22 protein-coding genes and 2 tRNA genes are annotated in these 26,891 nt (G+C 61.1%); 20 read left to right on the top strand and 4 right to left on the bottom strand.

Translation table 11 applies throughout. From position 1 onward, the window contains the following. Positions 1-52: 52 nt before the first annotated feature. Together OQ248_RS00820 and OQ248_RS00815 are read right to left on the bottom strand one after the other, a co-directional pair. Positions 53-1,543 carry an MDR family MFS transporter gene (locus OQ248_RS00820; protein ID WP_265815044.1) on the bottom strand — a complete coding sequence of 497 codons (1,491 nt, stop codon included), beginning with the start codon at positions 1,541-1,543 and terminating at the stop codon, positions 53-55. Positions 1,544-1,592: 49 nt separating this feature from the next. Further along, positions 1,593-2,642, bottom strand: a complete 1,050-nt coding sequence (locus tag OQ248_RS00815; RefSeq protein ID WP_119427460.1) for an HlyD family secretion protein — start codon at positions 2,640-2,642, stop codon at positions 1,593-1,595. Positions 2,643-2,872: 230 nt separating this feature from the next. On the opposite strand from OQ248_RS00815, the gene gltX reads away from it, so the two are divergent. The 8 genes from gltX to OQ248_RS00775 all read left to right on the top strand — a co-directional run bounded on the left by gltX (position 2,873) and on the right by OQ248_RS00775 (position 8,440). Further along, on the top strand, positions 2,873-4,354 hold the full coding sequence (gltX, locus tag OQ248_RS00810) for a glutamate--tRNA ligase (RefSeq protein WP_085711989.1): 1,482 nt from the start codon (positions 2,873-2,875) through the stop codon (positions 4,352-4,354). A 202-nt stretch (positions 4,355-4,556) separates the two neighbouring features. Next, positions 4,557-4,632, top strand: a tRNA-Ala gene (locus OQ248_RS00805). 79 nt (positions 4,633-4,711) lie between these two features. After that, positions 4,712-4,787 (top strand) — tRNA-Glu (locus tag OQ248_RS00800). 181 nt (positions 4,788-4,968) lie between these two features. After that, on the top strand, positions 4,969-5,508 hold the full coding sequence (locus OQ248_RS00795) for a TetR/AcrR family transcriptional regulator (RefSeq protein ID WP_119427459.1): 540 nt from the start codon (positions 4,969-4,971) through the stop codon (positions 5,506-5,508). 30 nt (positions 5,509-5,538) lie between these two features. Beyond that, positions 5,539-6,372: an alpha/beta fold hydrolase gene (locus tag OQ248_RS00790; RefSeq protein ID WP_265811783.1), complete on the top strand. Its 834-nt coding sequence runs from the start codon at positions 5,539-5,541 to the stop codon at positions 6,370-6,372. Positions 6,373-6,419: 47 nt separating this feature from the next. Beyond that, positions 6,420-6,881 carry a thioesterase family protein gene (locus OQ248_RS00785; protein ID WP_134826065.1) on the top strand — a complete coding sequence of 154 codons (462 nt, stop codon included), beginning with the start codon at positions 6,420-6,422 and terminating at the stop codon, positions 6,879-6,881. A 35-nt stretch (positions 6,882-6,916) separates the two neighbouring features. Beyond that, the gene (locus OQ248_RS00780) at positions 6,917-7,876 is read left to right on the top strand and encodes a tRNA-dihydrouridine synthase (RefSeq protein ID WP_265811782.1); all 960 of its coding nucleotides are present in this window, start codon (positions 6,917-6,919) and stop codon (positions 7,874-7,876) included. Between the two features lie 120 nt (positions 7,877-7,996). Then, positions 7,997-8,440, top strand: coding sequence for an Hsp20 family protein (locus tag OQ248_RS00775; protein ID WP_085711994.1), 444 nt, complete (start codon positions 7,997-7,999; stop codon positions 8,438-8,440). A 51-nt stretch (positions 8,441-8,491) separates the two neighbouring features. Here the strand turns inward: OQ248_RS00775 and OQ248_RS00770 are convergent, their stop codons facing one another. Beyond that, positions 8,492-11,770 carry a PAS domain S-box protein gene (locus OQ248_RS00770; protein WP_265811781.1) on the bottom strand — a complete coding sequence of 1,093 codons (3,279 nt, stop codon included), beginning with the start codon at positions 11,768-11,770 and terminating at the stop codon, positions 8,492-8,494. 68 nt (positions 11,771-11,838) lie between these two features. Beyond that, positions 11,839-12,729, bottom strand: coding sequence for a LysR family transcriptional regulator (locus tag OQ248_RS00765; RefSeq protein ID WP_085711996.1), 891 nt, complete (start codon positions 12,727-12,729; stop codon positions 11,839-11,841). Positions 12,730-12,869: 140 nt separating this feature from the next. On the opposite strand from OQ248_RS00765, the gene leuC reads away from it, so the two are divergent. From leuC to OQ248_RS00705, 12 genes are all read left to right on the top strand, one after another. Beyond that, positions 12,870-14,288 carry a 3-isopropylmalate dehydratase large subunit gene (gene leuC / locus OQ248_RS00760; RefSeq protein WP_085711997.1) on the top strand — a complete coding sequence of 473 codons (1,419 nt, stop codon included), beginning with the start codon at positions 12,870-12,872 and terminating at the stop codon, positions 14,286-14,288. Between the two features lie 10 nt (positions 14,289-14,298). Continuing rightward, on the top strand, positions 14,299-14,943 hold the full coding sequence (gene leuD / locus OQ248_RS00755) for a 3-isopropylmalate dehydratase small subunit (protein ID WP_007956446.1): 645 nt from the start codon (positions 14,299-14,301) through the stop codon (positions 14,941-14,943). 36 nt (positions 14,944-14,979) lie between these two features. Then, the gene (locus tag OQ248_RS00750; RefSeq protein ID WP_265811780.1) at positions 14,980-15,747 is read left to right on the top strand and encodes a class I SAM-dependent methyltransferase; all 768 of its coding nucleotides are present in this window, start codon (positions 14,980-14,982) and stop codon (positions 15,745-15,747) included. 69 nt (positions 15,748-15,816) lie between these two features. Continuing rightward, a complete protein-coding gene (gene leuB, locus OQ248_RS00745) occupies positions 15,817-16,899 on the top strand; it encodes a 3-isopropylmalate dehydrogenase (protein WP_114882105.1) in 1,083 nt (360 codons plus the stop codon). Between the two features lie 66 nt (positions 16,900-16,965). After that, entirely contained in the window at positions 16,966-18,078 is a 1,113-nt protein-coding gene (asd, locus tag OQ248_RS00740) for an aspartate-semialdehyde dehydrogenase (protein WP_011333354.1), read from the top strand. 112 nt (positions 18,079-18,190) lie between these two features. Then, positions 18,191-19,201 (top strand): aspartate-semialdehyde dehydrogenase, encoded by a 1,011-nt coding sequence (locus tag OQ248_RS00735; protein WP_265811779.1) that lies wholly within the window; start codon positions 18,191-18,193, stop codon positions 19,199-19,201. A gap of 209 nt (positions 19,202-19,410) precedes the next feature. Beyond that, complete coding sequence (locus tag OQ248_RS00730) at positions 19,411-22,074, top strand: FimV/HubP family polar landmark protein (protein WP_265811778.1); 2,664 nt, start codon at positions 19,411-19,413, stop codon at positions 22,072-22,074. A 151-nt stretch (positions 22,075-22,225) separates the two neighbouring features. Next, on the top strand, positions 22,226-23,050 hold the full coding sequence (truA, locus tag OQ248_RS00725) for a tRNA pseudouridine(38-40) synthase TruA (RefSeq protein WP_085712002.1): 825 nt from the start codon (positions 22,226-22,228) through the stop codon (positions 23,048-23,050). Positions 23,051-23,114: 64 nt separating this feature from the next. Next, positions 23,115-23,729, top strand: coding sequence for a phosphoribosylanthranilate isomerase (locus tag OQ248_RS00720; RefSeq protein ID WP_265811777.1), 615 nt, complete (start codon positions 23,115-23,117; stop codon positions 23,727-23,729). A 191-nt stretch (positions 23,730-23,920) separates the two neighbouring features. Then, positions 23,921-24,841: an acetyl-CoA carboxylase, carboxyltransferase subunit beta gene (gene accD, locus OQ248_RS00715; RefSeq protein WP_085712004.1), complete on the top strand. Its 921-nt coding sequence runs from the start codon at positions 23,921-23,923 to the stop codon at positions 24,839-24,841. After that, positions 24,838-26,145 (top strand): bifunctional tetrahydrofolate synthase/dihydrofolate synthase, encoded by a 1,308-nt coding sequence (folC, locus tag OQ248_RS00710; protein WP_265811776.1) that lies wholly within the window; start codon positions 24,838-24,840, stop codon positions 26,143-26,145. Before accD ends, folC begins: the two co-directional genes overlap by 4 nt. Then, positions 26,129-26,797 carry an SPOR domain-containing protein gene (locus OQ248_RS00705; protein WP_265811775.1) on the top strand — a complete coding sequence of 223 codons (669 nt, stop codon included), beginning with the start codon at positions 26,129-26,131 and terminating at the stop codon, positions 26,795-26,797. The genes folC and OQ248_RS00705 overlap by 17 nt, the downstream gene beginning before the upstream one ends. Positions 26,798-26,891: the final 94 nt, after the last annotated feature.

Raw genomic sequence — 26,891 nt, 5'->3', positions numbered from 1 at the left:
TTCACAAAACCCCTGTGGGAGCGAGCTTGCTCGCGAATGGGGCGACTCGGTCTTAGTGTGCCTCGCCGGCCTTCAGGCCGGCGGGCAGCTTCTTGGTCAGCAAGATCGCCAGCATACTGATCCCCAGCGCAATCCCGACAAAATGAAACGCATCGTTGTAGGCCATGATCAGCGCCTGCTGATGGACGATGTCACTCAATTTTCCCAGCGCTGCGGCATCACTTCCAAAGCGATCGGTCATCGACGCCAGGCGTTCAGCCACCTGCGGATTGGTCGGCACCACCGCTTCACGCAAGTAATCGAAATAGGTCTTGGTGCGTGCATCCAGCAACGTCGCGAGGAGGGCGATGCCGATGGCGCCGCCGAGGTTGCGCAGGATGTTGAACAGGCTCGACGCCGAACCCGCATCCTGCGGCAGGATATAAGCCGTGGCGATCAGCGAAATGGTCACCATGATCAACGGCTGGCCGAGGGCGCGGATGATCTGGATCTGGTTGAACTGCGGCCCGGCAAAGTCCGGGTTGAGCACGCCGGATGAAAAACTCGCCAGCCCGAACAGCCCGAACCCCAAAGTACACAGCCATTTGGGCGAGACGAACTTCATCAGCTTCGGCACCAGCGGAATCAGGAACAACTGCGGCACACCCATCCACATGATCACTTCGCCGATCTGCAAGGCGTTGTAATTCTGGATCTGCGCCAGATACAACGGCAGCAGATAGATCGAACCATACAGCCCGACGCCCATGCCCAGGCTGGAAATACTCGACAGCCCGAAGTTGCGATTGCGCAGGATGCCAAGATTGATCAGCGGGTTGGGCTTGGAGATCTGCACGATCACGAAGGTGATCAGGCTCAGCAGGGCGATGCTGCCCAGTGTCACGATCAGGCTCGATTCCAGCCAGTCCTTGCGATGGCCTTCTTCAAGAAAAACCTGCAGGCAACCGAGACCGATGCCCAGCGTGAGAATGCCGGTGTAATCGGTGCTTTTCAGCAGCTCCCAATGGGCTTCTTTCTTCTCGAGTCCGTACATCAGCCCGGCAATCATGATCAGCCCCGGCGGCACGTTGATATAGAAGATGTACTCCCAGCCCCAGTTCTCCGTGAGCCAGCCGCCGAGGGTCGGGCCGATGGACGGGGCGAAAGTGGCGGTCATGGCGAACATCGCCATGCCTTTGGCGCGATGGTGTTCGGGGAGTTTGATCAGGGTCAGGGTGAACGCCAGCGGAATCAGCGCGCCACCGGTGAAACCCTGCATGGCGCGGAACACGATCATGCTGTCGAGGCTCCAGGCCATCGAGCACAGCAAGGATGAAATCAGAAACCCCAGCGATACCCAGACCGCCAGCCGCCGCGCCGAAAGCAACTGCACCAGCCACGCGGTCAGCGGGATCATGATGATCTCCGCCACCAGGTACGAGGTGGAGATCCACGAGCCTTCTTCCAGGGTCGCCGACAGGGCGCCCTGAATGTCCTTGAGTGACGAGTTGGTGATCTGGATGTCGAGCACCGCCATGAAGGCGCCGAGCATCACGCTCATCACTGCGATCCAGTCCCGCCGGGTCGGTTCGCCGACCGGGCGGATCAGTTGATCACCGGCCATTGTCTGGGGCGTCTTTGATATTCACGGTGGCGGTGACCGACATGCCCGGACGGATCTTGCCGTGCAGCGGATTGTCAGCTTTGAAGGTCAGTTTGACCGGAATCCGTTGTACGACTTTGGTGAAGTTGCCGGTGGCGTTGTCCGGCGGCAACAGGCTGAACTGCGCGCCGGAAGCCGCGAACAGGCTGTCGACCCGGGCTTCGATGGGCGTATCGCCATAAGCGTCGAAGACCAGCTCGGCCTTCTGGCCCGGCTGCATGTGGCCGATCTGGGTTTCCTTGAAGTTGGCCTGCACCCAGATGTCTTCGTCCGGAACGATTGACAGCAGATACGCGCCGGCCTGAACAATCTGGCCATTGCGCGCAGCACGCTGGCCGACCAGGCCGCTGATCGGTGCGTGGATTTCGCTGCGGGTCAGGTTCAGTTCGGCCTGGGCAAGGTCGGCACGGGCGTTGGCGATCTGCGCATCGAGGCGCTTGATCTCGGCATTCAGTGCGCTGACCTGCTGGCGCTGGCTCTGCGCATCGGCCTGGGCCTTGGCCACTTGCGAGCGGGCGATGTGGTTGTCGGCGGAGAGGGTGGTGACCCGTTCTTCGGAAACGAAACCGGGTTTGCGCAGGGCTTCTGCGCGGGACAGGTCAATCTGCGAGCGGCCCAGTGTCGCTTGCGTGGTTGCCACTTGCGCTTCGCTGGCGGCGATCAGACTGGATTGTTGAGTCAGTTTGCTCTGAGCCTGCAGGCGCTCGGCTTCACGGGTGGCGAGGGCGGCATTGGCGCGATCGACGGCGAGGCGGAAATCGTCGCCTTCGAGACGCACCAGCAACTGGCCTTTTTCCACATGCTGGTTGTCCTGCACCAGGACTTCGTCGATGCGCGCGCTCAACTGGCTCGACACACGGGTGATTTCACCCTGGACATAGGCGTTGTCGGTGCTTTCATAAAAGCGGCCCTTGAAAAACCAATGAGCGAAAAAGCCCCCGGCAATCAGCAGGACGAGCAGCAGGAAAATGAACAGGCGACGCTTGAGTTGGGCAGGCATGGGCAAACTGTAGTCGAGGAATTGTAAGGAAAGTTATCAGCAGGCGAATCTGGCATACAGCCGATGAACGGTAAATGCCGTCTGCTGATATTCAGCCATTCACCACGGCCTACGGGCGCTACAGACGCAAAATTGGCTTAAATGCCCTGCCCGCTGGAGCGGGGCGGGTGTCGCCTGTTACCATTCGCCGCTTGATTGTTCTTTGCTTTTCATTCTTTTCGAGACATGCCATGACCACCGTCCGCACTCGCATCGCGCCATCGCCTACCGGGGATCCCCACGTAGGTACCGCTTACATCGCATTGTTCAACTACTGCTTTGCCAAGCAGCACGGCGGTGAGTTCATCCTGCGCATTGAAGACACCGATCAACTGCGTTCGACCCGCGAGTCCGAACAGCAGATTTTCGACGCTCTGCGCTGGCTCGGCATCGACTGGAGCGAAGGCCCGGACGTCGGCGGCCCGCACGGTCCTTATCGCCAGAGCGAACGCGGCGACATCTATCAGAAGTACTGCCAGCAACTGGTCGACATGGGCCACGCTTTCCCGTGCTTCTGCACCGCGGAAGAGCTGGACCAGATGCGCGCCGAGCAAATGGCCCGCGGCGAAACCCCGCGCTACGACGGCCGGGCGCTGTTGCTGTCCAAGGAAGAAGTCGCGCGCCGCCTGGCTGCCGGCGAACCCCATGTGATCCGCATGAAAGTGCCGACCGAAGGCGTCTGCGTGGTGCCGGACATGCTGCGGGGCGATGTCGAGATCCCGTGGGATCGCATGGACATGCAAGTGCTGATGAAGACCGACGGCCTGCCGACGTACTTCCTGGCCAACGTGGTCGACGACCATCTGATGGGCATCACTCACGTCCTGCGCGGTGAAGAATGGCTGCCATCGGCGCCGAAACTGATCCTGCTCTACGAATACTTTGGTTGGGAACAACCGGAGCTGTGCTACATGCCGCTGCTGCGTAACCCGGACAAGAGCAAGCTGTCCAAGCGCAAGAACCCGACCTCGGTGACGTTCTACGAGCGCATGGGCTTCATGCCTGAAGCGATGCTCAACTACCTGGGCCGCATGGGCTGGTCGATGCCGGACGAGCGCGAGAAGTTCTCGCTGCAGGAAATGGTCGACAACTTCGACCTCAAGCGCGTGTCGCTGGGCGGGCCAATTTTCGACATCGAGAAACTGTCGTGGCTCAACGGCCAGTGGCTGCGTGATCTGCCGGTGGAAGAGTTCGCCGCTCGCGTACAGAAGTGGGCGTTCAACTCCGAATACATGATGAAGATCGCGCCGCACGTTCAGGGCCGCGTCGAAACCTTCAGCCAGGTTGCACCGCTGGCCGGGTTCTTCTTTGCCGGTGGCGTCAATCCGGATGCCAAGCTGTTCGAATCGAAAAAGCTCTCGGGTGATCAGGTTCGGCAGTTGATGCAGTTGATCCTGTGGAAACTGGAAAGCCTGCGCCAGTGGGAGAAGGACAGCATCACCGCGACGATTCAGGCGGTGGTGGAATCCCTCGAGCTGAAACTGCGTGATGCGATGCCGTTGATGTTTGCGGCGATTACCGGTCAGGCGAGCTCGGTATCGGTGCTCGATGCGATGGAAATCCTCGGGCCGGACCTGACCCGTTTCCGTCTGCGCCAGGCGATTGACCTGCTGGGCGGCGTGTCGAAGAAAGAAAACAAAGAGTGGGAAAAGCTGTTGGGCGCTATCGCCTGATTGCGTTTGACTCTGCAGGACGCGCCGCAGGCCAGGATCTTTTGATCCCGTCCTTCGGCGTTTTCCCCCGAATTTACGGGGGGAGGGCGGTAAGTGATTGTTATGCCGACAAAAAATTTTGAAATTTTTCAAAAATAAGTTTGACAGGCTTTCGATACGCCCTTAAGATTCGCCCCGTCCTCAGCGATGACATCAACGATGAGGGGCTATAGCTCAGCTGGGAGAGCGCTTGCATGGCATGCAAGAGGTCGACGGTTCGATCCCGTCTAGCTCCACCAATTTACACTTCGAAGCCTGGCCACACCGGCTTCGAAGCGATCAACACTCAGCGTTGATCTGTTGTATAGAAGGGTTTGCGTCCCCTTCGTCTAGTGGCCTAGGACACCGCCCTTTCACGGCGGTAACAGGGGTTCGAGTCCCCTAGGGGACGCCACGATTACCCGCCATGCGGGATTTATAAGGGTCATTCAATTATTGAATGGCCCTTTTGTTTGTCTGGCGTTTGGCCAAATCTCCTTTTTCCTTAAACTGTGCTTCAGACCAGCGGTCATATTTTCGACTTGCAGAATATTATTATGAGAATAATATTCTAATCGTAATATTCGGAGGCAACGATGAACGACAAAAAAGCTCAAACCCGCGAACGCATCCTCAAGGCTGCCAGCGCCGCTCTGATCCAGCGTGGCCCGGCCGAGCCAAGCGTGGGTGAAGTGATGGGCGCCGCCGGCCTGACTGTCGGTGGCTTCTATGCGCACTTCGAAAGCAAGGACGCAATGATGCTTGAGGCGTTCAAGCAGTTGCTGGGTCGCCGCCGCGACCTGATTGCCGACATGGATTCCGAATTGACCGGCGAAGAGCGCCGAGCTCTGGTGGCCGCGTTCTACCTGTCGCGCAAACACCGCGATTCCAGCGATTCCGCTTGTCCGATCCCGGCCTCAATCGGCGAGCTGGGGCGGCTGCCGGAAGAATTCCGCATAGCGCTGAACGAGCATCTGGAACTGATGATCGCGCAGTTGGCTTCAAGCCCTGAAGACATCGATAAAGCGTTGGCCGACGTGGCCCTGATGGTGGGTGGCCTGGCGCTCGCAAGAGCGTTGGGGCCTGGTGATTTGTCCGATCGATTGCTGCGCGCTGCCAAATCGGCGGTGCGTTGACCTGAAGGCAGCAAGCCTGAGGAGAGAGCGATGAGCACGTTGAAGTGGGTTCGCGGCGTTAATGGCACCTTGGGCTGGTTTGCACCGAAACTGGTGGCAAGCAAAATGCGGCTGGCATTCATGACCCCTCGCGCCAATGCGCCACGGGATTGGGAATTGCCGCTGCTGGCGAAATCCGAGCGGATCACTTTGCGCTTCGGTCTCTCCGCACTGCGTTGGGGGCAAGGGCCGACGGTTCTGCTGATGCACGGTTGGGAAGGGCGGCCGACCCAGTTTGCTGCGCTGATCACGGCGCTGGTCGAATCCGGTTACACCGTGGTCGCTCTCGACGGTCCGGCCCACGGGAGATCACCGGGACGCGAAGCCAATGTCGTATTGTTCGCCCGCGCGATGCTCGAAGCCGCCGCTGAATTGCCTCCGCTGCAAGCCGTGATCGGCCACTCCATGGGCGGCGCCAGCGCCATGCTCGCAGTGCAGCTGGGTCTGCGCACCGAAACCCTGGTCAGCATTGCCGCGCCTGCTCGCATTCTAGGCGTATTGCGCGGGTTTGCCCGCTACGTCGGAATGCCACCGAGAGCTCGTTCTGCCTTCATCCGCCAGGTCGAACAGGACGTCGGCATGCGCGCCGCGACCCTCGATGTCTCTCACTATCAACTGGATATGCCAGGCCTGATCGTGCATGCCGAAGACGACACCTTCGTCTCGGTCAAGGAATCCCAACTGATCCACGAGTCCTGGTTCGACAGCCGACTGCTGCGCCTGGAGGCCGGCGGTCACCAGCGCGTGCTGGCCGACCCTCGGGTGATTGATGGCGTGTTATCACTGCTCGCCGGTCGCAGCCTTCAGGCGCGGCAATCGGCCTAGTCATCCGTTACACTGCCCCGGTTGAATCATTTGACCGGGAGTAGGGCATGGGCTGGGATCGGGCAACGCCGTTTACCATTGATCTGCAAGTGGGCGCCGAGGACATCGACGGGCTGGGGCACGCAAACAACGCGGTTTACGTCTCCTGGCTCGAACGCTGCGCCTGGCGCCACTCGCAGCGGCTGGGTCTGGATCTGGTCGAGTATCGTCGTCTGGATCGGGCGATGGCGGTAGTGCGGCACGAAATCGATTATCTGGCCGCCGCCTACGAAGGTGATGAACTGCAATTGGCGACCTGGATCGTCGATTGGGATCAGCGCCTGAAAATGACCCGTCACTTCCAGCTGATTCGCCCCAGCGACAACACCACGCTACTGCGCGCCCAGACCACTTTCGTCTGCATCGAACTGTCCACCGGCAAGCCCAAGCGCATGCCCGCCGAGTTTATTGAAGGTTACGGCCCGGCCATCCAGACAGCGGACATGGGTTTAACCCGCGAAACCCAGTAAACTGCCGCACGTTTTTCCTTGAGTGTGTGTTTCCCATGCAAATTGCTCTGGCGCCGATGGAAGGGTTGGTCGATGACATCCTGCGCGATGTCCTGACCCGTGTCGGCGGTATTGACTGGTGCGTGACCGAGTTCATCCGCGTCAACGATCAGTTGCTGACCCCGGCCTATTTCCACAAGTTCGGCCCTGAACTGCTGAACGGTGCCCGCACCGCTTCCGGCGTGCCGCTGCGCGTGCAATTGCTGGGCTCTGACCCGGTGTGCCTGGCGGAAAACGCTGCGCTGGCCTGCGAGTTGGGTTCCGAAGTGATCGATCTGAACTTCGGCTGCCCGGCGAAAACCGTCAACAAATCCCGTGGTGGCGCGGTTTTGCTCAAGGAGCCGGAACTGCTCAACCAGATCGTCGAACACGTGCGACGTGCGGTGCCGGCGTACATTCCGGTCACCGCCAAGATGCGCCTGGGCTTCGACAGCCCGGACGGCTCGCTGGTCTGCGCCACGGCGCTGGCCGAGGGCGGTGCCGAGCATATCGTGGTTCACGCCCGGACCAAGATGGACGGCTACAAGCCGCCGGCCCATTGGGAGTGGATTCCGCGCGTACAGGATGTGGTCAAGGTGCCGGTGTTCGCCAACGGCGACATCTGGAGCGTTGAAGACTGGCGTCGTTGCCGGGAAATCAGCGGTGTCGAAGACATCATGCTCGGTCGTGGTCTGGTTTCGCGTCCCGATCTGGCCAAACAGATCGCTGCCGCCCGTGCCGGCGAGGAAGTCGTCGAGATGACCTGGGCCGAACTGATGCCACTGATCCAGGACTTCTGGCTGCAAGCCAAAGCGCAGATGACAGCGCGTCAATCGCCGGGCCGTTTGAAGCAATGGCTGGCGATGCTGACCCGTAACTATCCCGAGGCCACCGAGCTGTTTACCGTGCTTCGCCGCGAAACCGAGCCGGACCAGGTCTCGCGTTTGCTGGGTTTGCCGGTCGCCGAAGCCGCCTGAAAAAATCTTCGAATAATCTCTTGAAAACAAAATGCAGGTCCCTATCTAAGGGTTACGCGATGCCGAATTCGGGTCGCGGAGACAAAAAACCTTGCTGATTGTTTTCAGGAGATTTGAACCATGAGTACTGCATTTTCCCTCGCTCCACTGTTCCGTTCCTCGGTTGGTTTCGACCGTTTCAACGACCTGTTCGAAACCGCCCTGCGCAACGAGCCAGGCAGCAGCTATCCGCCTTACAACGTCGAAAAACACGGTGACGATCAATACCGCATCGTCGTGGCGGCGGCCGGTTTCCAGGAAGAAGACCTGGAACTGCAAGTCGAGAAAGGCGTGCTGACCATCAGTGGCGGCAAGCGTGACGCGAACGAAGGCGTCACTTTCCTGCACCAGGGCATCGCCCAGCGTGCATTCAAGCTGTCCTTCCGCCTGGCCGATCACATCGAGATCAAGGCCGCCGGCCTGAGCAACGGCCTGCTGAGCATCGATCTGCTGCGTGTGATCCCGGAAGAAGCGAAAGCCAAACGCATCCCGATCAACGGGACGCAGAAGCCGGCTCTGCAATAAGCCAGGCCGACTGCCAAGAAGGGCGCCGAAAGGCGCCCTTTTTTGTGCCTGTCAATCCAGCAAGCCTTTCAACACCTCCAGCGCCACCGGCCGACTATGCAGATACCCCTGATACAAATGACAGCCCAGCCCTTGCAGGAACGCCAGCTGCTCGGGGGTTTCCACGCCTTCGGCGATCACTTCCAGTTCCAGGCTGCGGGCCATGGCGACGATGGCGCGGATGATCTCGGCGTCGTTGGGGTCGCTGGTGGCGTCGCGGATGAAGGACTGATCGATCTTCAAGGTGTCCACCGGCAGGCGCTTAAGGTAAGTCAGCGATGAATAACCGGTACCGAAATCGTCCATGGCGAAGCTCACGCCGAGCTTTTTCAGGCGGCGCATCTTGCTGATGGTGTCTTCCAGGTTCTGGATCACGATGCCTTCGGTGATTTCCAGTTTCAGCAGCGAGCAGGGCAGGCCATGGCTGGTCATGCTGTGTTCGATACGTTCGACGAAGTCGTTCTGGCGGAACTGCCGGGGACTGATGTTCACACACAGGCTGAACGCCAGCGGATCGATCAGGCCGTCGGTGATCAATTGCTTGAAGGCATCGCAGGCCTCATCGAGGATCCAGGTGCCGACCTCGAGAATCAGCCCGCTGTCTTCCAGGACCTTGATGAATTCGGTCGGTGATTGCGCGCCAAGTTCCGGGTGATTCCAGCGCACCAGCGCTTCGGCGCCGATGATGCGGTTGTCCCGGGCGTCCACTTGCGGCTGGAAATGTACGTTGAATTCGCCGCGGGACAGCGCCAGGCGCAAATCGGTCTCCATGCGCAGCCGTTCGCTGGCCGCTTTCTGCATGGTGTTGTGATACATCTGCGTGGTGTTGCGTCCGGAGTCCTTGGCCCGGTACAGCGCGATGTCTGCACGTTTGAGCAGGTCGGTCGGGGTCGAGCCGTGATCGGGAATCAGTGCTACGCCGATGCTCGGCGTCACTTGCAGGCGCTGGCCGTCGAGGAACATCGGCTCCGACAGCAGTTCGCGGATGGTGTCGGCCAACTCCCGCACCTGAACGCTGACCTCATTGCGCGTGCCTTCCAGGCCGCTGAGCAGCACCACGAACTCATCGCCGCCTAGCCGCGCCACGGTGTCTTCCATGCGCACACTGGCTTCGAGGCGCGCGGTGATGATCTTCAACACCGTGTCGCCAACCGGATGGCCGAGCGAGTCGTTGATGTGTTTGAAGTGATCGAGATCGAGAAACAGCAGCGCGCCGCGCAAATTGTGGCGCTTGAGCAGGGCGATCTGCTGGCTCAAGCGATCCATCAGCAATGCGCGGTTGGGCAGATTGGTCAGCGGGTCGTGATAGGCCAGATGACGGATCTGCGCTTCGGCATTCTTCAGCAGGCTGACGTCCCGGGCGGTCATCAGCAGGCAGGCGATTTCGTTGAGGGTGATTGGCTCGACCGAAACTTCCACCGTCAGCAATTCACCGCGTTTGTTACGCCCGAGCATTTCCTGATGGTGCACACGGCCCTTGATCTGTAGCTCGGCGAGTAACCCCGAGCGCTGTTTTTCCTCGGCCCAGATCCCGACCTGATACACGGTTTTGCCCACCACTTCGTCGGCACGGTAGCCGGTCAGGCGACAGAAACCATCGTTGACCTCCAGATAACGCCCGGTGTCGCGCTCGGTGATGGTGATCGCGTCGGGGCTGGAGTGAAATGCCTTGGCGAACTTCTCTTCACTGGCCTTGAGCGCTGCTTCCGAGCGCTGTTGCTGGGTGATGTCACGCAGCGTGGTGACGATGCACGGCTGGTTGCCGACGCTGATCTGGCGGCTGGAAATCACACAGGTCAGCGATTGGCCGTCCTTGTGCTGGACGATGATCGCGACGTTGCTCAGGCCCTGTTCGCGGATCACCCGCTCGATGCGTTGCAGGCTTTTGGCGGAAGCGTCCCACAGGCCGATTTCTTCAGCGGTGTGGCCGATGACATCGGTGGCGCTCCAGCCGAAAGTCTGGGTAAAACTGGAGTTGATCTCGATGAACTCCCCGGTTTCCTGGCGGGTCACGCAGATCGGGTCGGGGCTGACCTGGAACAGGGTGGCGAATTTCTCTTCGGAAGCCACGAGGCGCTGTTCGCGTTCGACTTGATCGGTGATATCGAGCAAGGTGCCGGCCATGCGCAGCGGCGCGCCGTTTTCGTCGCGATAGAGGCGGGCACGGCTTTCCAGGTAGCGCGAGCTGCCGTCCGGCAGTTGCACGCGATACGTCAGCTGATAATTGCCCGCCGGGCCTTCGCGCAGGCTGCGGTAGGCGTCGCGCATGCTGTCGCGTTCCTCACCGGGCACGCCTTCAAAGAATTCATCGAACGATTCGTGAAACGGAATCGGCTCCAGCCCGTGCAATTGCGCGGCCCGGGCCGAGCCGTAAAGCATGCCGCTGGGAATGTGCCAGTCCCAGGTGCCGAGCTGCGCCGAATCCAGTGCCAGATCGAGGCGTTCCTGGCTGTCCTTGAGCGCATGTTCGGCGGCTTTGCGTTCGGTGGTGTCGAGAAAGGTGCTCAGCAGGTAAGGCTGGCCTTCGAGTTCGACCTTTTGTGCACTGAGAATCCCGTCGTGAACCTGACCGTTACTGGCGCGGAACTGAACCTCCATGCTGATCAGCTCGCCCTTGGCCTTGGTTTTCTTGACCAGCTCCGCTCGCTGCTCGGGATGCACCCACAGGCCCAGCTCCAGGGTGGTGCGCCCGATAGCGCTCTGCACCGGCCAGCCGAACAGGCTTTCGAAATACTGGTTGGCCTCGCTGATCAGGCCGTCTTCCTGGCGGGTCAGCAACACCATGTTCGGGCACAGGTGAAACAGTGTGGCGAAACGTTTCTCCGAGCTGCTGAGGGCCTGTTCCCGTTGCCGCTGGTGGGTGATTTCACGGATCACCCCGATCATTCGGGGCCGGCCATGCTTGTCCGGCAGCAGGCTGCCATTGATCTCCAGCCAGTGCAGGCTGCCGTCGGGCCAGCGAATGCGGTGGTGCATCGCCTGTTCCAGCGGCGCGCCGGCAATCACCGCGTGGAACGCGCGAATGGTTTTCGCCCGGTCTTCCGGCGGCAGCAGGTCGAGGTATTCCAGGTCTTCGGGCAGCGGTTGCCGTGGATCGAAGCCGAACAGGGCCTGGGTGCCCCGCGACCAACTGATCTGCCCGCGCTCGATATCCCAATACCAGGCGCCGAGGCGGGCGCCGTTGAGCGCCGCGAGCAATTGCGGCGCGCTCTCCCAGCTCTGTTCGGAACGCCGTGGATCAATGGCCTGAATACGCGGCATCGGCGGAATACGGTCAACAGATTTCGGCATTGTTAAGGGGCCTTGAGCTGATTTGGGCGTTAGGCACAGGGACGGCAGCTCTATAGGAGTAGCACAAGTCAGCCGAGAGTCCCTGGCAGATCGATTTGCGCGTCCAGCAGGGCCATAAACGCCCGTGCAGCATTCGACAGCGTCCGTTCGGTGTGCAGGATATAGCCTAGCTGGCGACTGAGCTGTATGCCCGGCAAAGGTATGCGCGCCACCTGTTCATCGAGCATGGTGCGCGGCAAAACGCTCCAGGCCAGGCCGATCGACACCATCATTTTGATGGTTTCCAGATAGTTAGTGCTCATGGCGATGTTCGGCGTCAGGCCCTGAGCCTCGAACAGGCGTTGGACAATATGGTGGGTAAAGGTGTTGCCGCCGGGGAAAACCGCCGGATGGCCGGCAATATCCGCCAATGTGACAGCGCCGTTGCTGATTAATGTGTGTTCCGGGGCGACCACGAAATCCAGCGGGTCGTCCCAGACCGGCGTGGCTTTGACCAGCGTATGCGGCTCCGGCGCCAGGGTGATGACCGCCAGTTCAGCCCGACCATGGAGAATTTCCTCGTAGGCCACTTCCGAATCGAGGAACTGAATATCCAGCGCAACCTGTGGGTAGCGGCGGGTGTATTCCCTCAATAACGGCGGCAAACGGTGCAGACCGATGTGGTGACTGGTGGCCAAGGTCAGGCGACCGGTGACTTCGCCGGTCAGATTGGTCAGCGCGCGGCGCGTATCGTCCAGCACGTTGAGAATCTGATAAGCCCGTGGCAGCAAAGCCCGGCCGGCCTCGGTCAGGCCCACTTCACGGCCCAGCCGGTCGAACAGCCGCACGTTCAATTGCTGCTCCAGCCCGGCGATGCGTTTGCTGATCGCCGGTTGCGTCAGGTGCAGGCGTTCACCGGCGCCGGAGAAGCTCCCGGACTCGGCGATTGCGATAAAAGCATTGAGGTTGGCCAGATCCATGTTTGTATTCCAGTTGGTTATCCAAAGCATAAAAAATATGAATTTGAGTTATTCAATCTAACCCCATAGGATCGGCCTCACAAGCCAAAGGGTTATTGATAAGCCCAGGGCATAGAAACAAGCTGATGAGGAAACGTCTGATGGCCGGCAAAACGCTCTACGACAAGCTCTGGGATTCGCATTTGGTCAAACAGCGCGACGATGGTTCGGCGCTGATCTATATCGATCGTCACATCATCCACGAAGTGACCTCGCCGCAAGCCTTCGAAGGCCTGCGTCTGGCCGGGCGCAAGCCATGGCGCATCGATGCCAACATCGCGACCCCGGACCACAACGTACCGACCACCCCGGAGCGCAAGGGCGGCATCAGCGCCATTGCCGACCAGGTCTCGCGCTTGCAGGTTCAGACCCTCGACGACAACTGCGATGAATACGGCATCGTCGAATTCAAGATGAACGACGTGCGCCAGGGCATCGTCCACGTGATCAGCCCGGAGCAGGGCGCGACCTTGCCGGGCATGACCGTGGTCTGCGGCGACTCGCACACCTCGACCCACGGCGCATTCGGCGCATTGGCCCACGGTATCGGTACTTCCGAAGTCGAGCACGTGCTCGCCACCCAGTGCCTGGTCGCCAAGAAAATGAAAAACATGCTGGTGCGCGTCGAAGGCCAGTTGCCGTTCGGCGTGACCGCCAAGGACATCGTCCTCGCTGTCATTGGCAAGATCGGCACCGCCGGCGGTAACGGCCATGCCATCGAATTTGCCGGCAGCGCGATTCGCGATCTGTCCATCGAAGGCCGCATGACCATCTGCAACATGTCCATCGAAGCCGGCGCCCGTGTGGGCCTGGTGGCGGCGGACCAGAAGACTGTGGATTACGTCAAGGGTCGTCCATTCGCACCGAAAGGCGCCGAGTGGGATCTGGCGGTTGAATCCTGGAAAGATCTGGTGTCCGACGCCGATGCGCATTTCGACACCGTGGTCGAACTCGACGCTGCGCAGATCAAGCCGCAAGTCAGCTGGGGCACTTCGCCGGAAATGGTGTTGGCCGTTGATCAGAACGTGCCGGACCCGGCCAAAGAGATGGATCTGGTCAAGCGCGACTCGATCGTCCGCGCCTTGAAATACATGGGGCTGACCGCCAATCAGGCGATCACCGACATTCAGCTCGACCGCGTGTTCATCGGTTCCTGCACCAACTCGCGCATCGAAGATTTGCGCGCTGCGGCAGTGATCGCCAAGGGCCGTAAGGTCGCGTCGACCATCAAACAGGCCATCGTGGTGCCGGGCTCGGGTCTGGTGAAGGCGCAGGCCGAGGCCGAAGGTCTGGACAAGATCTTCCTCGAAGCCGGTTTCGAATGGCGTGAGCCAGGTTGCTCGATGTGCCTGGCGATGAACCCGGACCGTTTGGAGTCCGGCGAGCATTGCGCCTCGACCTCCAACCGTAACTTCGAAGGCCGTCAGGGCGCCGGTGGCCGTACCCACCTCGTCAGCCCGGCCATGGCCGCTGCGGCGGCGGTGAACGGTCGTTTCATCGACGTTCGTGAATTGATCTAAGGAGCGCAGCATGAAAGCTTTTACCCAGCACACTGGCCTTGTCGCGCCTCTGGATCGTGCCAACGTCGACACCGACCAGATCATCCCGAAACAGTTTCTGAAGTCGATCAAGCGCACCGGTTTCGGCCCGAACCTGTTCGATGAGTGGCGTTACCTGGATGTCGGCCAGCCGTATCAGGACAACTCCAAGCGGCCGCTGAACAAGGAATTCGTGCTCAACGCCGAGCGTTATCAAGGCGCCAGCGTGTTGCTGGCCCGCGAAAACTTCGGTTGCGGTTCCAGCCGTGAGCACGCGCCGTGGGCGCTGGAAGAATACGGTTTTCGCAGCATCATTGCGCCGAGCTACGCGGACATCTTCTTCAACAACAGCTTCAAGAACGGCTTGCTGCCGATCATCTTGAGCGATGCGGAAGTCGACGAGCTGTTCAAGCAGGTCGAGGCCGCGCCGGGTTATCAGTTGCAGATCGATCTGCACGAGCAGACCGTGACCAGCCCGAACGGCAAGGTGTACCGCTTCGAGATCGACGCGTTCCGCAAGCACTGCCTGCTCAACGGTCTGGACGACATCGGCCTGACCTTGCAGGACGGCGACGCGATTGCGGCGTTCGAAGCCAAACATCGTGCGAGCCAGCCGTGGTTGTTCCGCGACGCGTGAATTCGAAAGGTTGAAACCCCAAAAAAGGAAGTCCCCATGACCAGCACCGCCCAGCACAGTCAGGTTGTACAAAAGCAATTCGGTGAACAGGCCGCCGCCTACCTGAGCAGCGCCGTTCACGCTCAAGGCACTGAATTTGCGCTGCTGCAGGCTAAGCTGGCGGGGCGGGGCGAGGCTCGGGTGCTGGACCTGGGGTGCGGCGCCGGGCACGTGAGTTTTCACGTCGCCCCGCTGGTGAAGGAAGTGGTGGCCTACGACCTGTCGCAGCAGATGCTCGATGTGGTGGCTGCCGCTGCGGTTGATCGTGGTTTGAGCAACGTTTCCACGGTCAACGGTGCCGCCGAGCGTCTGCCGTTCGCCGATGGCGAGTTCGACTTCGTGTTCAGCCGTTATTCGGCGCACCATTGGAGCGATCTCGGCGTGGCCTTGCGCGAAGTGCGCCGGGTGTTGAAACCGGGTGGCGTGGCGGCGTTCATTGATGTGTTGTCGCCGGGCAGTCCGCTGTTCGACACCTACCTGCAGAGCGTCGAGGTGCTGCGCGACACCAGTCATGTGCGCGATTATTCTGCCGGTGAGTGGCTGCGTCAGGTCAGCGAGGCCGGACTGCACACCCGCAGCACCACGCGTCAGCGCCTGCGTCTTGAGTACAACAGCTGGGTCGAGCGCATGCGCACGCCCGAGGTGATGCGCGCCGCGATCCGCCAGTTGCAGCAATCGATGGGCAACGAAGTGCGCGAATATTTTGAGATTGAGGCCGATGGTTCGTTCAGTACAGATGTACTGGTGCTCTGGGCCGAGAAATAACTTTAGAACGACAAGCATTTTTCCGGGCGCGCCAGTCGCTGGCGCACCGACTGAAGACACGAGGAAAGCATGAGCAAGCAGATTCTGATTCTCCCAGGCGACGGTATTGGTCCGGAAATCATGGCCGAAGCGGTCAAGGTGCTGGAGTTGGCCAACGACAAGTACAGCCTGGGCTTCGAGCTGAGCCATGACGTGATCGGTGGTGCCGCCATCGACAAGCACGGCGTGCCGCTGGCCGATGAAACCCTCGACCGCGCCCGCGCTGCCGACGCCGTGCTGCTGGGTGCCGTGGGTGGCCCGAAATGGGACACCATCGAGCGTGACATCCGTCCTGAGCGCGGCCTGCTGAAAATCCGTGCGCAACTGGGCCTGTTCGGCAACCTGCGTCCGGCGATCCTTTATCCGCAACTGGCCGACGCATCGAGCCTGAAGCCGGAAATCGTTTCCGGCCTGGACATCCTGATCGTCCGCGAGCTGACTGGTGGCATCTATTTCGGCGCGCCGCGCGGCACCCGTACCCTGGAAAACGGTGAGCGTCAGTCCTACGACACGCTGCCGTACAGCGAAAGCGAAATCCGCCGCATCGCCCGTGTCGGTTTCGACATGGCTATGGTTCGTGGCAAGAAACTGTGCTCGGTGGACAAGGCCAACGTATTGGCCTCCAGCCAGCTGTGGCGTGAAGTGGTCGAGCAGGTGGCCAAGGATTACCCTGAAGTCGAACTGAGCCACATGTACGTCGACAACGCCGCCATGCAACTGGTGCGCGCACCGAAGCAGTTCGACGTGATCGTCACCGACAACATGTTCGGCGACATCCTGTCTGACGAAGCGTCGATGCTCACCGGCTCCATCGGCATGCTGCCGTCGGCTTCGCTGGATGCCAACAACAAGGGCATGTACGAGCCTTGCCACGGTTCGGCGCCGGACATCGCGGGCAAAGGCATCGCCAACCCGCTGGCGACCATTCTGTCGGTGTCGATGATGCTGCGTTACAGCTTCAATCTTCACGAAGCGGCGGATGCCATCGAGAAAGCGGTCAGCGTGGTGCTGGATCAAGGCCTGCGCACCGGCGACATCTTTTCGACCGGTTGCACTAAAGTCGGTACGCAGGAAATGGGTGACGCAGTAGTCGCCGCGCTGCGGAATCTGTAATCTCTCGGGCCCGCTGCGAAATTCAATACAAAGCAGCGGCCCACTTTTCAAGAAGGTGTAGTTGCGATGAAACGTGTAGGTCTGATCGGTTGGCGCGGTATGGTCGGTTCCGTGCTCATGCAGCGGATGCTGGAAGAGCAGGATTTCGATCTTATCGAGCCGGTGTTTTTCACCACTTCCAATGTCGGTGGCCAAGGCCCGTCCGTGGGCAAGGACATTGCTCCGCTCAAGGACGCTTACAGCATTGAAGAGCTGAAGACCCTCGACGTGATCCTGACCTGCCAGGGCGGCGACTACACCAGCGAAGTGTTCCCGAAGCTGCGCGAAGCCGGCTGGCAGGGTTACTGGATCGACGCGGCCTCGAGCCTGCGGATGAACGACGACGCCGTCATCATCCTCGACCCGGTCAACCGCAAGGTCATCGACCAGCAGCTCGATGCGGGCACCAAGAACTACATCGGCGGCAACTGCACCGTCAGCCTGATGCTGATGGGCCTGGGCGGTCTGTTCGAGGCCGGTCTGGTCGAGTGGATGAGCGCCATGACCTATCAGGCGGCTTCCGGTGCCGGCGCGCAGAACATGCGTGAACTGATCAAGCAGATGGGCGCGACCCACGCCGCTGTCGCCGATCAACTGGCCGACCCGGCCAGCGCGATCCTCGACATCGACCGTCGTGTGGCCGAAGCCATGCGCAGCGACGCGTACCCGACCGAAAACTTCGGCGTACCGCTGGCCGGCAGCCTGATCCCGTGGATCGACAAGGAACTGCCGAACGGCCAGAGCCGCGAAGAGTGGAAGGCCCAGGCCGAGACCAACAAGATCCTCGGTCGCTTCAAGAGCCCGATCCCGGTCGACGGTATCTGCGTGCGCATCGGCGCCATGCGCTGCCACAGCCAGGCGCTGACCATCAAGCTGAACAAAGACGTGCCGATTGCCGACATCGAAGGGCTGATCAGCCAGCACAACCCTTGGGTCAAACTGGTGCCGAACAACCGTGAAATCAGCATGCAGGAGCTGAGCCCGACGAAAGTCACCGGCACCCTGAACGTACCGGTCGGTCGTCTGCGCAAGCTGAACATGGGTTCGCAGTTCGTTGGCGCGTTCACCGTCGGCGACCAGCTGTTGTGGGGCGCGGCCGAGCCGCTGCGTCGCATGCTGCGGATCCTGCTGGAGCGTTGATCGCTTGAAGCAATGAACGAACCCGTGCCTTGCAAGAGGCGCGGGTTTTTTTTGCCTGTCTGGCAGCCACCCGGTAAAGTGCCGCTCCCCCCGTTCCACCAGAGGTCGCACCATGAGCCAGCCCATTGATATTGCCGTGATCGGCGCCACCGGTATTGTCGGCGAAACCCTTGTGCAGATTCTCGAGGAGCGCGACTTCCCGGTCGGTAACCTGCATCTGTTGGCCAGCAGTGAGTCCGCCGGCAGCTCGGTGCTGTTTCGCAACAAGAACGTGCGCGTGCGCGAAGTCGACGAGTTCGATTTCAGCAAGGTCAAACTGGCGTTCTTTGCCGCCGGCCCGGCGATCACCCTGAGTTATGCGGCTCGTGCCCATGCGGCGGGTTGCTCGCTGGTGGATCTGTCCGGCGCCTTGCCGGCGGATCAGGCACCGCAAGTGGTGCCGGAAGCCAATGCTGCTGTGCTGGCGAGTATGAAAGTGCCGTTCCAGGTCAGCAGCCCGAGCCCGTCGGCCACTACGCTGGCCGTGGTGCTGGCGCCGTTGCTCGATCTGGTCGATCTGCAATATGTGCATGTCACCGCCAGTCTGGCCGTTTCTGCCCAGGGCCGTGAGGCGGTTGCCGAGCTGGCTCGCCAGACGACGGAGCTGCTGAACATGCGTCCGCTGGAGCCGACATTCTTCGATCGGCAGATGGCGTTCAACCTGTTGGCTCAGGTCGGCACGCCGGACGCGCACGGCCACACGCTGCTGGAAAAGCGTCTGGTGCGCGAGCTGCGTCAGGTGCTGGCCAAACCTTCATTAAAGATTTCCGCAACTTGCGTTCAAGCCCCGGTGTTTTTTGGCGATAGCTTTAGCGTGACCTTGCAGTCAGCGAGCGCGGTCGAACTGGAAAAGGTCAATGCCGCGCTCGAAGACGCCGAGGGAATCGAGCTGGTCGAGGCCGGCGATTATCCAACCGCCGTCGGTGACGCGGTGGGGCAGGACGTGGTCTATGTCGGGCGGGTGCGCGCCGGTGTCGACGAGCCGTCGGAACTTAATCTGTGGCTGACGTCAGATAACGTACGCAAAGGCGCGGCGCTCAACGCGGTGCAAGTGGCCGAGTTGTTGATAAAAGACCTGCTGTAAAAGATACTTGGCAACAATTTGTCGACTGATTCTAGCCGGGCGCTATGCTTGGCCAGACCGCTTGATGACGTAATACCCTCCGGGACTTTCCGGGGCATCAAAGAAATGATCGCGCGCGGCATGCTGTCGTCGTCGCGCGCAATGCCTTACGGCAGCGACAATCAACATCTTCTCGCTCGCCGAGGAACGTTCAAACAAAGGAAGAGGCTATGGTTCAAGTTCGCAAACTGGTGTTAGCAATAGCGGCCGCCTCGGCGCTGTCCTCCGGTATGGCGCATGCCCTCGGGCTCGGGGAGCTGACCCTGAAGTCGACCCTGAACCAGCCGTTGGTGGCGGAAATCGAGCTGCTCGATGTCAAGGATCTCACGGCTGCCGAAGTGGTGCCGAGCCTGGCCTCGCCGGAAGATTTCGCCAAGGCCGGCGTCGATCGCCAGGCCTTCCTCAATGATCTGACCTTCACCCCGGTGCTCAACGCCAGCGGCAAAAGCGTGCTGCGCGTAACCTCGAGCAAGCCGCTGTCGGAACCGATGGTGAAATTCCTCGTGCAGGTGATGTGGCCGAACGGTCGCCTGCTGCGCGATTACAGCGTGCTGCTGGATCCGTCGAAGTTTTCTCCGCAGACCGCCGATGCCGCTGCGCAACCGGCGCCGTCGCAGACGATCACCGCACCAACTACCGGCGCCACGCATCCGAGCCACACCACCACGCCGCGCGACACCCTGTGGGAAATCGCAGCCAAGGCGCGCACTGGCGGCTCGATCCAGCAGACCATGCTGGCGATTCAGGCACTGAACCCAGACGCATTCATCGACGGCAACATCAACCGCCTGAAAACCGGACAGGTGCTGCGTCTGCCGGATCAGGTGCAAAGCACTGCGCTGCCGCAGTCGAAGGCGATTGCCGAAGTGGCCGCGCAAAACGAGGCCTGGCGTCAGGGGCGTCGTTATGTGGCCAAGCCGGGCACCGGTCAGCAGCAACTGGACGCCACCAATCGCGGTCGCGCCAACACCGGTCCTGCCAAGAATGCCAAGGACAATCTGAGCCTGGTCTCCGCCGAAGGTGCGAAGGGGCGCGGTAAAGGCCCGGCTGGCGACGCCAAGGCTCTGAGCAACAAGCTGGCGGTGACTCAGGAAAGCCTCGACACGACCCGTCGTGATAATGCGGAGCTGAAAAGCCGCATGGCTGATCTGCAAAGCCAGCTGGACAAGCTGCAACGTCTGATCGAGCTGAAGAACAATCAACTGGCGAAAATGCAGGCTGAAGGCCCGGGCGCTGCCCCGGCGCCGGCAGCTGACGCGGCTGCGCCAGCCGTTGCGCCGGTTCCGGCCATTACTGCGGAACTGGCAGCGACTCCACCGGCGACCCCGGCCGAGGCGGCACCCGCCGCGCCTGCGCCTGAAGCCGCCGCTCCGGCACCGGTTGAGCCAGTGGTCGAGCCGAAGCCTGCTGCCGACGAAGACAAGACCTTCAACGAACTGCTGACCAACCCGATCCTGCTGGGTCTGGTCGGTGGTGGTGCGGTGGTGTTCCTGCTTCTGCTGTTGCTGCTGGCCCGTCGCCGCAAGGCGCAACAGGAAGCCGAGAAACACCTGCGCATGGCCCGCGCCCTGGAAGAGCAGTCGTTCTCGCCAGAGCTCGACCTGCCGGAAGACAGCTTCGAAGGCCTGGAAGTGCCGGCGGCAAGCGTCAAGCTCACGCCAGCACCGGCTCCGGCCCCGGCCCCAACTCCGGCACCTGCCCCCGTGGTGGCTCCGGTGGTGATGGCCGAGCCGATCGCCGCGCCACTGGTAGCCCCGGCAGCCGAGCGCTCCGATGACGTGCTGGACAAGGCGCAGTCGCACATCGATGGCGGCCGCCTGAATCAGGCGGCAGCGTTGCTGGAGGAGGGCGTCAGCCTGGAGCCGCAGCGCAGTGACCTGCGTCTGAAGTTGATGGAAGTCTACGGTCGCCAGGGTGATCGTGATGCCTTCGTCGGTCAGGAGCGCCAACTGGTTGCCAATGGCGACAACTTCGCCAAGGTCGAAGAGCTGAAAAGCCGCTTCCCGGCCATGGCGGTCGTTGCGGCTGCCGGTCTGGCGGCAGCGGCCATTGCGGCCGAGCTGGACGAGGATTACGTCAAGGAACTGCTGCTTGATGAGCCAGAAGCGCCTGCCGCGAAGGCGGACGACGATCTGGACAGTGCTTTTGATCTGAGCCTGGATGATCTCGACAACATCAAACCGGTGGAACCTGTCGCTCCTGTGGCGGCTGTCGAGCCTGAAGCACCGGTCGAGCTGGACGAATTCCCGGCCGATGACGACCTGAGCTTCGAGTCGGTGCTGCAACAGCAGACCGAAATCAAGGAAAACCTCGACGACCTGTCTGACTTCGATCTGGACCTGGATCTCGGTGCCGATCCTGCACCTGTGCCGGTTGAGCTGGCTGACGACGATTTCCTGCTGGATCTCGACGAGAGCGTGAAGGATCTGCCGCCGATCGAGCCGCCAGTGGTGGCTGAAGCCCCTCTGGATGATCTGGAGTTGCCGGCCGATTTCGATCTGTCCCTGGCCGACGAAATGGATGCGACCCCGGCCGAACCGGATGCGTTCGCCGCCGAGCTGGACGACGTCAATGCCGAGCTGGATCGCCTGTCGAGCAGCATCAACGAGCCGAGCTTCACCGAAGCCGACGCAGCGCTGGGCGGTGATCTGAACGACGAGGACTTCGACTTCCTTGCCGGTACCGACGAAGCCGCCACCAAACTCGATCTGGCCCAGGCCTATATCGACATGGGCGACAACGATGGTGCGCGCGACATCCTCAACGAAGTGCTCAGCGAGGGTGATGACAAGCAGAAGAGCGAAGCGAAGGAAATGCTTTCGCATCTGGCCTGAGTCAGCGTTCGGCAGTAAACAAAACGGCAGCCCATCGAGGCTGCCGTTTTTGTTTGGGTCTGGTATCCCCGGTGCGCCGCCTTATAATGCCCGCCTTTGTAGAACAGCAGGCTGTACCGACTTGGCAAACATAGATAACCCGGCCGCCGAAATGGCCCCCGAAGGCTTTTTTCGCGTCGCCCTGGGCGTTGAATACAAGGGTTCGCGCTACAGCGGCTGGCAGCGCCAGTCCACGGGTGTGCTCACCGTGCAGGAAACGCTGGAAAAAGCCTTGTCGAAGGTCGCCAATTCGCCGATCTCGCTGCAATGCGCCGGGCGCACCGACGCCGGTGTGCATGCTTGTGGGCAGGTCGTGCATTTCGACACCCAGGTCGACCGCTCGCTGAAAGCCTGGGTCATGGGCGCCAACATCAATCTGCCCCACGACATCAGTGTCAGCTGGGCGAAGGTCATGCCTGCGCACTTTCATGCGCGGTTCAAGGCCATTGCCCGGCGCTATCGCTACGTGATCTACAACGATCAGATCCGTCCGGCGCATCTCAATGAAGAAATCACCTGGAATCACCGTCCACTGGACGTGGAGCGCATGGCCGAGGCCGCGCAGTACCTCATTGGTACCCATGATTTCAGCGCCTTCCGTGCCGGTCAGTGCCAGGCCAAGTCACCGATCAAGCAGATGCATCATCTGCGCGTGACCCGTCACGGCAAAATGATCGTGCTGGACATCCGCGCCAACGCTTTCCTGCATCACATGGTGCGCAATATTGCCGGGGTGCTGATGACAATCGGTGCCGGCGAGCGGCCGCCGGAGTGGATGAAAGAAGTGCTGGAGAGCCGCGAGCGTCGCTCCGGCGGGGTCACGGCGCATCCGTTCGGGCTGTATCTGGTGCAGGTCGAGTACCACGACGAGTTCCCGCTGCCCGAGCGTTTCATCGGGCCACATTTCCTTACGGGTTTCTCGGAACTTGACGGCTGACGCCCTCGAATGCATTTGTTACCATCCGGGACTTTCCCGGATTTGCCTTGAGGTTTTTATCGACATGTCGGCCGTTCGCAGCAAGATTTGCGGGATTACCCGCATGGAAGATGCGTTGGCAGCCGTCGAGGCCGGGGCCGATGCCATCGGGTTCGTGTTCTACGCTAAAAGCCCACGTGCAGTGACGGTGCAGCAGGCGCGGGCGATCATCGCCGCATTGCCGCCGTTCGTGACCACCGTCGGGCTGTTCGTCAATGCCAGCCGCTGCGAGCTCGGGGAGATCCTCGATGCCGTGCCGCTGGATCTGCTGCAATTTCATGGTGATGAAACCGCTGCCGAGTGCGAAGGCTGGCACCGGCCATATATCAAGGCCCTGCGGGTCAAGGCGGGCGATGACATCGCCGCCGCCTGCAATGCCTACCCGAGCGCCAGTGGTGTGCTGCTCGACACCTACGTTGAAGGCGTGCCCGGTGGAACCGGTGAGGCGTTCGACTGGTCATTGATTCCGCAGGGTTTGAGCAAGCCGCTGATTCTGGCCGGCGGCCTGACCCCGGAGAACGTCGCTGACGCCATTGCCCGGGTGCGGCCATATGCCGTGGACGTCAGTGGTGGGGTAGAGGCGAGCAAAGGCATCAAGGATCACGCAAGGATTCGGGCGTTCATCGACGCCGTACGTTGATGTGACGGCTGGCAGACTGCCGCCGTCCACAGCTCTGTAGAAAAGAGGCTGAGGGTCTTTTCGGGTTGTACGCAGGTCAGTTCCGCTGACCCGGCAGTCCATCGATCATCGCCACACATGAATTTAGCTGAAGGGCATACGCGGGGCCGCGAACCAGAGCGTTCGGGCCGCCGGTACTGGAGAAAGAAAGCATGAGCAACTGGTTGGTAGACAAGCTGATCCCTTCGATCATGCGTTCGGAGGTCAAGAAGAGCTCGGTGCCTGAAGGCCTGTGGCACAAATGCCCGTCCTGCGAGGCCGTGCTGTATCGTCCGGAGCTGGAAAAGACCCTGGACGTTTGCCCTAAGTGCAACCACCATATGCGTATTGGCGCACGTGCGCGCATCGACATTTTCCTCGATGCCGAAGGCCGTGTTGAACTGGGTGCCGACCTGGAGCCGGTTGACCGTCTGAAATTCCGTGACGGCAAGAAGTACAAGGATCGCTTGGTGGCTGCCCAGAAGCAGACCGGCGAGAAAGACGCACTGGTTTCCATGAGTGGCACCCTGCTGGGCATGCCTGTCGTGGTTTCGGCGTTCGAATTCAGCTTCATGGGCGGCTCCATGGGCGCCATCGTTGGTGAGCGCTTCGTACGCGCCGCCAACTACGCCCTGGAAAACCGTTGCCCGATGGTCTGCTTCTCCGCCTCCGGTGGCGCGCGGATGCAGGAAGCCCTGATCTCGCTGATGCAGATGGCCAAGACCTCTGCTGTGCTGGCACGTCTGCGTGAAGAAGGCATTCCGTTCATCTCCGTGCTGACCGATCCGGTCTACGGCGGCGTTTCCGCCAGTCTGGCAATGCTGGGTGATGTGATCGTCGGCGAGCCGAAAGCCCTGATCGGCTTCGCCGGTCCGCGCGTGATCGAGCAGACCGTTCGTGAAAAACTGCCTGAAGGCTTCCAGCGCAGCGAGTTCCTGTTGGAGCACGGTGCAATCGACCTGATCATCGACCGTCGCGAACTGCGTCCGCGTCTGGGCAACCTGCTGGCGCAACTGACCGGCAAGCCGACGCCGACCTTCGTTGCTGCGCCGATCGAGCCGATCGTCGTTCCGCCGGTGCCTGCCAACGTATGACCGAGCGCACCCTTGGCGAGTGGCTCGCCTACCTTGAGCAGTTGCATCCTTCGGCCATCGACATGGGGCTGGAGCGTTCGCAACAGGTAGCGTCCCGCATGGGGCTGGGCCAGCCGGCGCCTCGGGTGATCACGGTCACCGGCACCAACGGCAAGGGTTCGACCTGCGCGTTTGTAGCTTCGTTGCTGCGGGCGCAGGGCCTGAGCGTTGGTGTCTACAATTCCCCGCACCTGCTGCGTTACAACGAGCGGGTGCAGCTCAATGGCGTCGAAGCCACTGATGCGCAGCTGTGCGAAGCCTTCGCGGCGGTCGAGGCCGGGCGGGGCGAGACTTCCCTGACTTACTTCGAAATGGGCACCCTGGCGGCGTTCTGGCTGTTTCAACAGGCCGGGCTTGATGCGGTGGTGCTGGAAGTCGGTCTGGGCGGGCGTCTGGACACGGTCAACGTGGTCGATGCCGACATCGCGCTGGTCACCAGCATTGGTGTCGATCATGCCGATTACCTGGGCAATACCCGCGAATCCGTGGCTTTCGAGAAGGCCGGGATTTTCCGTCAGGGCAAGCCAGCGCTTTGCGGCGATCTGAATCCTCCACAACCTTTGCTGGACAAGGCGCGCGAACTTGCTTGCCCGTTCTTCCTGCGTGGGCGTGATTTCGATCTCGGCATCACTGATCAATTCTGGCAGTGGCGCGGCACCGATGCCGATGGTCAAGTCGTCGAGCTGCGTGATTTGCCGCTGCTCGATCTGCCGATGGAAAACGCCGCGCTGGCGTTGCAGGCTTATCTGCTGCTCGGTCTGCCTTGGGAGGCTCAACAGATTGTTGCGGCTTTGCAGGCGACTCGCGTGGTCGGTCGTCTGGATCGTCGCTCGTTCGAATGGAACGGCAAGCGCCTGAATCTGTTACTGGATGTCGGGCATAACCCGCACGCAGCGGAGTATCTGGCCCGGCGTCTGGCGGCTCGCCCGCCGGTCGGCAAGCGTCTGGCGGTGTTCGGCCTGTTGGCGGACAAGGATCTGGACGGTGTGGTCGGTGAATTGAATGCCAGCGTCCAGCATTGGGCGGTGGCGCCACTGGATTCGCCGCGTGCGCGTCCGGTGGCTGAATTGAATGTTGCATTGCAGAACCTTGGGGCCTCGGTCACGTCTTATGACAGCGTGGCGGCCGCTCTGGAAGGGCAGTGTGCAGTGGCCACCAGCGATGACGAGATCTTGCTGTTCGGATCATTTTATTGTGTCGCCGAGGCCCTTGAATGGCTGGCCCGGCGGTCCACGGAGGAAGCGGCAAATGGCTTTGCTGGATAAGGCGTACAAGCAACGCATGGTCGGTGCCCTGGTGCTGGTGGCGCTGGCGGTGATTTTTCTGCCGATGCTGTTTTCCCGTCAGGACGAACAGCGTCAGGTGACCGTCGATGCGCCGGCTGCGCCGCAGGCGCCTGCCGTGGCGCAGATCCAGATGGAGACAGTAGCGGTGCCTGAGCCGCAGGTTCTGCCTCAGGAGCCAGTGCCGAGCGATTACGAAGTTGCCGAGCAAACGGCGCCAGCGGCGCCGATTGTACCTGCTGCGTCGACACCGGCTCCAGCGCCGGTAGCCAAGCCAGTCGCAGTTGCTCCGGCACCTGCTCCCGTGACCAAGCCGGCTGCAGCCCCGGCCCAGCCGATCGCCGCACTGTCTGCCAAGCCGGATACCACCCAGAGCCGGGTCGATGCCAACGGCCTGTCGGTAAGCTGGTCGGTACAACTGGCCAGTCTGTCGAGCCGCGCCAGCGCCGAAAGCCTGCAGAAAACCCTGCGCAGTCAGGGTTATAACGCTTACATCCGCTCCGCCGATGGCAAGAACCGGGTGTTTGTCGGTCCGCTGATCGAGCGCGCCGAAGCCGATCGTTTGCGCGATCTGCTGAGTCGCCAGCAGAACCTCAAGGGGTTTGTGGTGCGCTTCCAGCCCGAGCGTGGCTGAAAACTATCACCTCGATTGAAATGCACTGACAATCGCAGCTTACCGACAGCCATGCGCTCTGCTAAAATGCGCCGCCTTATCCGTCTGTAGGCTG

The sequence above is a fragment of the Pseudomonas sp. COW5 genome (assembly GCF_026240005.1).
Classification (GTDB): domain Bacteria; phylum Pseudomonadota; class Gammaproteobacteria; order Pseudomonadales; family Pseudomonadaceae; genus Aquipseudomonas; species Aquipseudomonas kribbensis.
Note: the sequence above shows the minus strand (reverse complement) of the source record. Positions and strands in the feature narration are given on the sequence as shown.

Bases quoted from the DNA above. Each gene is read 5' to 3' on its own strand.
- OQ248_RS00790 (WP_265811783.1), top strand. From the start codon at position 5,539: ATGAGCACGTTGAAGTGGGTTCGCGGCGTTAATGGCACCTTGGGCTGG.
- OQ248_RS00735 (WP_265811779.1), top strand. From the start codon at position 18,191: ATGAGCCAGCCCATTGATATTGCCGTGATCGGCGCCACCGGTATTGTC.
- truA (WP_085712002.1), top strand. From the start codon at position 22,226: ATGGCCCCCGAAGGCTTTTTTCGCGTCGCCCTGGGCGTTGAATACAAG.
- gltX (WP_085711989.1), top strand. From the start codon at position 2,873: ATGACCACCGTCCGCACTCGCATCGCGCCATCGCCTACCGGGGATCCC.
- OQ248_RS00705 (WP_265811775.1), top strand. From the start codon at position 26,129: ATGGCTTTGCTGGATAAGGCGTACAAGCAACGCATGGTCGGTGCCCTG.
- OQ248_RS00775 (WP_085711994.1), top strand. From the start codon at position 7,997: ATGAGTACTGCATTTTCCCTCGCTCCACTGTTCCGTTCCTCGGTTGGT.
- OQ248_RS00795 (WP_119427459.1), top strand. From the start codon at position 4,969: ATGAACGACAAAAAAGCTCAAACCCGCGAACGCATCCTCAAGGCTGCC.
- asd (WP_011333354.1), top strand. From the start codon at position 16,966: ATGAAACGTGTAGGTCTGATCGGTTGGCGCGGTATGGTCGGTTCCGTG.
- OQ248_RS00765 (WP_085711996.1), bottom strand. From the start codon at position 12,729: ATGGATCTGGCCAACCTCAATGCTTTTATCGCAATCGCCGAGTCCGGG.
- folC (WP_265811776.1), top strand. From the start codon at position 24,838: ATGACCGAGCGCACCCTTGGCGAGTGGCTCGCCTACCTTGAGCAGTTG.
- OQ248_RS00750 (WP_265811780.1), top strand. From the start codon at position 14,980: ATGACCAGCACCGCCCAGCACAGTCAGGTTGTACAAAAGCAATTCGGT.
- OQ248_RS00785 (WP_134826065.1), top strand. From the start codon at position 6,420: ATGGGCTGGGATCGGGCAACGCCGTTTACCATTGATCTGCAAGTGGGC.
- OQ248_RS00815 (WP_119427460.1), bottom strand. From the start codon at position 2,642: ATGCCTGCCCAACTCAAGCGTCGCCTGTTCATTTTCCTGCTGCTCGTC.
- leuD (WP_007956446.1), top strand. From the start codon at position 14,299: ATGAAAGCTTTTACCCAGCACACTGGCCTTGTCGCGCCTCTGGATCGT.
- OQ248_RS00780 (WP_265811782.1), top strand. From the start codon at position 6,917: ATGCAAATTGCTCTGGCGCCGATGGAAGGGTTGGTCGATGACATCCTG.
- leuB (WP_114882105.1), top strand. From the start codon at position 15,817: ATGAGCAAGCAGATTCTGATTCTCCCAGGCGACGGTATTGGTCCGGAA.
- leuC (WP_085711997.1), top strand. From the start codon at position 12,870: ATGGCCGGCAAAACGCTCTACGACAAGCTCTGGGATTCGCATTTGGTC.
- OQ248_RS00720 (WP_265811777.1), top strand. From the start codon at position 23,115: ATGTCGGCCGTTCGCAGCAAGATTTGCGGGATTACCCGCATGGAAGAT.
- accD (WP_085712004.1), top strand. From the start codon at position 23,921: ATGAGCAACTGGTTGGTAGACAAGCTGATCCCTTCGATCATGCGTTCG.
- OQ248_RS00730 (WP_265811778.1), top strand. From the start codon at position 19,411: ATGGTTCAAGTTCGCAAACTGGTGTTAGCAATAGCGGCCGCCTCGGCG.
- OQ248_RS00770 (WP_265811781.1), bottom strand. From the start codon at position 11,770: ATGCCGAAATCTGTTGACCGTATTCCGCCGATGCCGCGTATTCAGGCC.